General features: G+C 59.9%; 4 protein-coding genes. All 4 read right to left on the reverse strand.

Annotation, left to right across the window (positions count from 1 at the left end):
- On the reverse strand, positions 1 to 811 hold an 811-nt coding region (locus tag QT222_RS08145; RefSeq protein ID WP_491476874.1), incomplete at its 3' end, for a S8 family peptidase.
- A 108-nt stretch (positions 812 to 919) separates the two neighbouring features.
- Entirely contained in the window at positions 920 to 1,636 is a 717-nt protein-coding gene (locus QT222_RS08150) for a PGF-CTERM sorting domain-containing protein (protein WP_491476875.1), read from the reverse strand.
- A gap of 29 nt (positions 1,637 to 1,665) precedes the next feature.
- Positions 1,666 to 5,646 (reverse strand): beta strand repeat-containing protein, encoded by a 3,981-nt coding sequence (locus QT222_RS08155; protein ID WP_491476876.1) that lies wholly within the window; start codon positions 5,644 to 5,646, stop codon positions 1,666 to 1,668.
- Between the two features lie 271 nt (positions 5,647 to 5,917).
- A complete protein-coding gene (locus QT222_RS08160; RefSeq protein ID WP_004059541.1) occupies positions 5,918 to 6,118 on the reverse strand; it encodes a hypothetical protein in 201 nt (66 codons plus the stop codon).
- Positions 6,119 to 6,128 lie beyond the last annotated feature (10 nt).

Genomic DNA, 6,128 nt, shown 5'->3' on the forward strand with positions numbered 1-6,128 from the left:
ATTTAACACTCAGATGCTGGCTGACGCTCGGCCCCACGGGACTGCCCGGGCCGAGGCTCAGATTAATCGCATCGGCACCGTTGTCGACGGCCGTCGTCACGGCGCTCAGAATCGAGGCGCTGGATTTGAACGGGAACACCTTCATGTCCAAGAGGACGGCATCGGGTGCGACGCCGACGACGTACGGACCGCCCTCAGAAGCACGGCTCCCGTTTGCGGCGGAGATTCCGGCACAGTGCGTTCCGTGGCTGCTGTCGTCGCTGGTGCCGATAGAATCGTCCAGCGAGAAATTCCCGGAGCGTTCCGTGTCGACGACGAGGTCCGGGTGGTCTGGGTCGATACCGGAATCGACAATCGCAATCGTCGCCCCGTCACCCGTGATGCCATCCTCGTGGAGCGCTTTGACGTTCTGACTGCGTTTCGACCACTGGTATGGGTGTGGCTCCGGAATCCCGTCTTCGGCCTCCTGTGTGGCGTCGAACTGTCCGGTTTCGGGGAGTTTGTCCGGAACGTCGTCGGGTGAGACGCCTTTGACTTCCGGCGGTTCGATAGAGAATTCGATTTCCGGTGCGAAATCGAGCCCGAAGCCTTCGAGGTCACTTTCGTCTCCTTTCACCGATGCAAATTGAACCGCGTCGGCTTCGTCGACAATCTCTACTTGTTCACGCCACGCTTCCGAATCTGCCGAACGCGTATCGACGAGGAAGTGGTTCTCGCGGACGCCGTTTGCGACAACCGGAGACGTTGCCATCGACAGGCCACCTGCTGCGGCCGCAGCTGTCTTGATAAATCTTCGACGTGTCTGCTCCATGTATACCAGCATATACCAATCATATATATTGTTACCGAAGAACATGGGAGAGAATCACTTAACTAAGGCCCCGTCGGCCGAAAAAATCGGTCGGGGGTAGCCGGCGAACTACTCGATTCGGAGCGCGAGCAGGGCGGCCGCAAGGAGGGCCATGAGCGCAGCGCTCACACCGAAGCCGGGGACGCCGGTCCCTGTCGTCGGTGTATCGTTGGCCGCTGTGGTTTCCGCCGTGGTTGCCGCCGTCGTACTCGCGGTGGGTGACGCCGTCGCAGTCTGCGTCGTTTCACTCGTAGTCGGCGACATCGTTGTGGTTGTCGTGGGCGTACTCGTGGAGGTGGACGTTGTCGTTTCCGCGCCACCGCCAGTGTTACCGCCGCCACCACCGCCGGTATTATCATCGCCGTTGCCGCCAGTGTTACCGCCACCACCGCCGGTGTTGTCATCGCCATCGTCGCTGTCGCCGAAAGCGAAGTTCACTTCGGTCGACCCCGTCGACTGCCACTCGAACTGCTTCGACTGGTTACGGACGGTGACGGTCACAGTCCGTTCCCCGCTGGTGTTGATGTGTTCTTCAGGTACCTTCAGGTCGAAGTAGCCGTCCGAGTCGGTCGTGTCGGACGCAACGACCGAACCTTCGTACACCACTTCGACGGTGGCACCGGAGACTAGTTCGCCGTCGTCTTCAACGGTCCCGAAGAACCGATGTGGCGGCGACGGGGGCGACGCCATTGCTGTGCCCGCGGCACCGGTGACGACGAGCAGCGTGACGAGTGCCACCGCTGCGGCCGTCAGCCCGGTTCGCCAGTTCGTCTGTCGTATTCTCATAGTAGGTTACGCAAAGATGGGGGAGTGTGTTAGCTGTCCGCCGTGTTCCTCGTCGCTTCGGTGTAGACCTCGTCGTTACGGACGAAGACCCAGTAGGCTTCGCCGCGGTCCATCGTGTCGAAGTCACCGGCGTTGTAAGAGCGGTAAGCGAGACTGTCGGCCGACTCGTCGTGTGCGAGGACCTTGTAGACGGAGTCGCTATCTAACGACGAGAGCGCCGTGGAGACGTTCTGGTCGTACTCCTGGTAGTGACCCACTAGGTTCCAGCCTTCGGTCAGTTCCTGTTGTGTCGGTGCAGGCGCGATGTCGCTCGCATTCTGTTCGCTTCCGGGGCGGTTGTAGACGTTCAGTGTGAGCGTCGTGGCGTAGTCCATCACGAAGATGTAGCCGTTACCGCCCTCCAGCGCCGTGATGTCGTTCTCGCTGGCATCAGGGTCGAAGGCATCCCAGGACCCGGATTCCGCGTCGTACGCGTAGATGGCGTCGACGGCGGACAGGTTCACCTCGTCGAGCGAGAGGTCGCCGCTCGATGCGGGCACGGAGACGAAGTTCCGGCCCGTTTCGAGATCGAGCACATCGGTATGGATGACGGTTTGGCTGTTGGCGTTGCCGTTCGTTCCGGCGGCGTCGACGTAGCTGTCACCGTCGATTGTCACCGTGGGGCGAGTCCCTGTCTGGACCTTGCCTTCGGTGATAATCGTAACCGAGCCGAACGGGCCAGCATTCTGCACTGCGATGATTTCTCCATCGAATCCTTCGATGGACACGTCGCTCGGCATGATGTTGCTGGCGTTGATTGGCTCGTTGAACAGCACGCGAATCTCGGTGGTATTCCGGGTGTCGTCGAGCTGTGCAGCGTCAGTCACGTCGAGAAGGACCGCGTCGGTCGGATGCGGTGCGGTCGTATCGACGGAGACTAATTTGGATCTCATCTGACCGTCAACGCTGCCAGTGACCCTGTACTCGCCGTCTTCGGCGTAGTCGCCGTCCGATGGAACGGTAACAGTCGCTTCGAACACGTCGGATTCCGTCTGCTCGAAGTCAGACGCGTTCAGCGTCGTCACAAACCGGTCGTCGAGTTCGAAGCCTTCGAGCGAGTCGAGTTCACGGTTCATCTCACTAATCGTAATCCCCAAGTCAGTCGCGTTAGTGATGTTTTTCAGCGACACGACGGTCACGGTCATTGTGCCACTGTTGACGGAGACTTTGAGCTCGGATTCGACACCAATCGTGTAGTTGGCCTCCGAAACCGAATGTCCAACTACGTCGTAGACGCTGTTGGCTGCGACGGTAACGTTGTCCTGTTCGAGGTCGTCGGGCGTGAGCGGACCGTTCGTTTCGAGGACGACCGTCTGCGGGCCGGTCTGGGTGACCGACTCGAGAGCAGTGACACCAGAGCTGTTGTTCTCCGTGTATCCGAAGTCGTCGACGGTGAATGTCTCGTCGGCTCCGGGCGTGACATCTTCGGAGAACGTGACGACAATCTGCTCGTCACCTGGCTCGGCGGCGACACCCGACAGGGTCGGTGCGTCAACGTCATCGAGCGTGTGGTCGTTCGTGGCTGGGTTCCCGGCGATGTCCGTGACACCAGACGCAGATATCACGACGTCGCTGGAGTTGATAGCACTCGCCGGAAGGGACTCGTTTAGCGTCAGCAACACGTCCCCGCCCACGGCTCTTGTCGTGTTGACCTTGTGAGAGAGGTTGGACAGTTCGAAGTCCGACGTCGACGGGTCAGCAACGAACTCGGAGAACTGTAATTCGATTTCTTTGGTTCCCGCGTTCGTCGTTACCGATTCGAGTGTCGGCGCGACAGTGTCCTTCTCGGTGTCACGCCCAACAATCTGGCTGTTTCCGGCCCTATCCGTCAGATTGAATTCTACGTTCGCGTAGCCTTCGTCGAGGGAGGTGGCGTTCAGCGTGAAGTTCGCCTCGCCCGTCACCGCGTCCTTGCTTTTGGTGACTGTCGTGCCACCAGACCCAGTGAGCGTCACCGTGACGTCGGTCGCATCACTGTACGTGTCGATTGCAACCCTGTAGTTGTCGGTGTTGCTCGCGTTGATGTCGGGTACTGTGATTGACCCGAACCCTGGAGGAATCGTATCGTCGAGTGCGACCGAACCGGTACCAACCGCTCGGGGGTCGTCGTCGTGAGTGTCCACGAGTTGGCCACTGCGGACGCTCACGTGGTCGCTATCGAGGTCCCCAAGCGTGACGTTGGCATCGAGACCGAGCGTCACCGTATCGCCGCTGTGTACGACGACGGACGTAATCGACCCAGCGCCACCGTCGTTACCGTTCTGGAACGCGAAGTCGGCGCGGGAGATATTGTCGTCGCCGTCACCGGCGACCACGGTTTCGGTGAAGTGGACCGTCACCGTGTCGCTACCGATGGTCGCTTCCACGGATTCGATGCTCGGCTTTTCGGCGTTCACGTCGAGCGTTCCGGTCGCGCTGGCGTTGCTCTGCAGCCCAGTCGCGTCGGTCGCGGTAACGAAGACACTGTAGTTGGCGTTGTCCGCAAGCCGGTAGCCGAGACCGACGGTGAGGTTGCGGTCAGCGACGACGCCGTGGTCGACGGACTGTTCGTAGGTCGTGTACGATGCGTTCGCGAGGTCGCCGGACGTGAAGTTCGCGGTGTCCTCGCTGTCGACGACCCATACCGTGACGCTCGAAGCGTTCGGTGCCGGGCCGTAGTCGTACGTGAGATTCAGCGCCGCGTCGCGCGCGAGGTCGGTCGTATTACTCGTGATAGAGACGTTACCCACCGTCGGGGCCTCGTCGTTCACCACGACGACTGGCGTTGCGGTCTGGGTCGTATCCGTCTCGCCCGATGCGTTTGTCACCGCCACCTCGACGTAGTATGCGCCGTCAGTGAGATTGTCGGCGGGCTTGTCGAGGTCAAGCGGTACCGTCACGGTCGCACCCGCGACGTACTCGGTTTTGTCGACCGTGTAGTCGTACGACGTTCCCTGCTCGTCGGTTAGCGTGACTCTCGTGGACACAACGTCGTCCGGGACGTCTTCGACGTACCCGTAGGTCACATCGAGGAGGTCGTCGGACTCGACGATGGTCTGGTTTTCAGGAGAGACGATTTGCAGGTCCGGCGCGGCAGACGAGTTATTGAGCGTCGCAGTCGCCGAATCGGACGACGTGGTGTTTTGTTCCGTTTCGTTCGTCGTTGCGTTCTGCTCGTCTGGGGTCGTCGTCATTTCACCGGTCGGTTCGGTGGTGACGGTGTCGTTTTCGGCCGTCTCGTCGCCGCTGTCGATTGTTTCGTTGCCGCTGTCGATTGTTTCGTTGCCGCTGTCGACGGTCTGGTTGCTGCTGTCGGTCGTCTCGTTACTACCGACTGTTTCGTTTCCGCTGTCGGCAGTCTGGTTGTCGCTGTCAGCCGTTTGGTTCCCGCTGTCGACCGTCTCGTTTCCGTTCAGGTCGGTCGCGGCCGTTCCAAGCGACTCAGGCTTCCCGTCAGAAACGAACGCTGTCTGGCCGGAACTCCCGTTTTCTTTCCAGTCGGCATTCGTCTCAAGTCCCAGAACTGCTGACTCGGAGACGTTGGCGGCAACCGTGACCGACACTTGGAGCGTGGTACTGCCGTCGTCCGGGATAGTGACATCCGAGATATCGAACGTCTGCCCTGTGCCGAACAGATTGTCAGTGGGAGCAGCACTGGCGAGTTCGTTCCCGTCCGCGTCTAGGATACGGACCGACGAGAGGTCTGCTGCGGAGGCGGTGTTGTCGCTACTGCCGGCGACCGTGACCGCCGTTAGATTGACCGTGCTCGTGTCGTTACGGTCCGTGTCGGTTAGTTTGATCGTCTGTACGACTGCTGTGTCGCCGCCCGCGAGTTCCCCCGCGTCCGTTCCCATATCGGAGGCCCCCTCAGGGCCGGCGGCTTGAGCGGCAACAGTCCCCCCCGTGAACGCGACGGTGCCTCCCATAACGGAAAGCACCATCAGCGCCGCGAGGACTATCGCACGCATCTGTTTGCTGTTATCCTGTGTCATAGTATGATTTACTCACAGCGAATAGCGGAGAGCGGTCTACCGCGTTTACTCATGGTATGCCATGAGTACCCACTACCCACATGTATCTCAGCTATATACCAAATCGCATTAAAACAGTTTCGACTTCGACAGTTTACCAGAATATAGTTGGTGCGTTTAAAAGGTCAGCCTCCGGTCTTCGTCTGTACTATTGGGTGAGTCTACGGTTCGACAGTACAGGGACACCGTTCAACTCGCCTGCATGCCAACGCTCTGTGGCGTCGGTACCGTCCTAAGAGATGACTTCAAACCGTCCGACAGAGAGGTCAAGGGCGAGTTGCTCACGCGGATAGACGAACTCTTCGTCGCCCTGTGTCGTTCGAATCGTCTCCTCTGCAATCTCCACCACCGTCTGTTCCGTACATAACGTCGCATGCCGAATCGTCGACCCCTCCGTAATTACGTGTGGGGCGACCTCGAGCGTTTGAGTCATCGTCTCACAG

The sequence above is a fragment of the Haloferax sp. s1 genome (assembly GCF_058382125.1).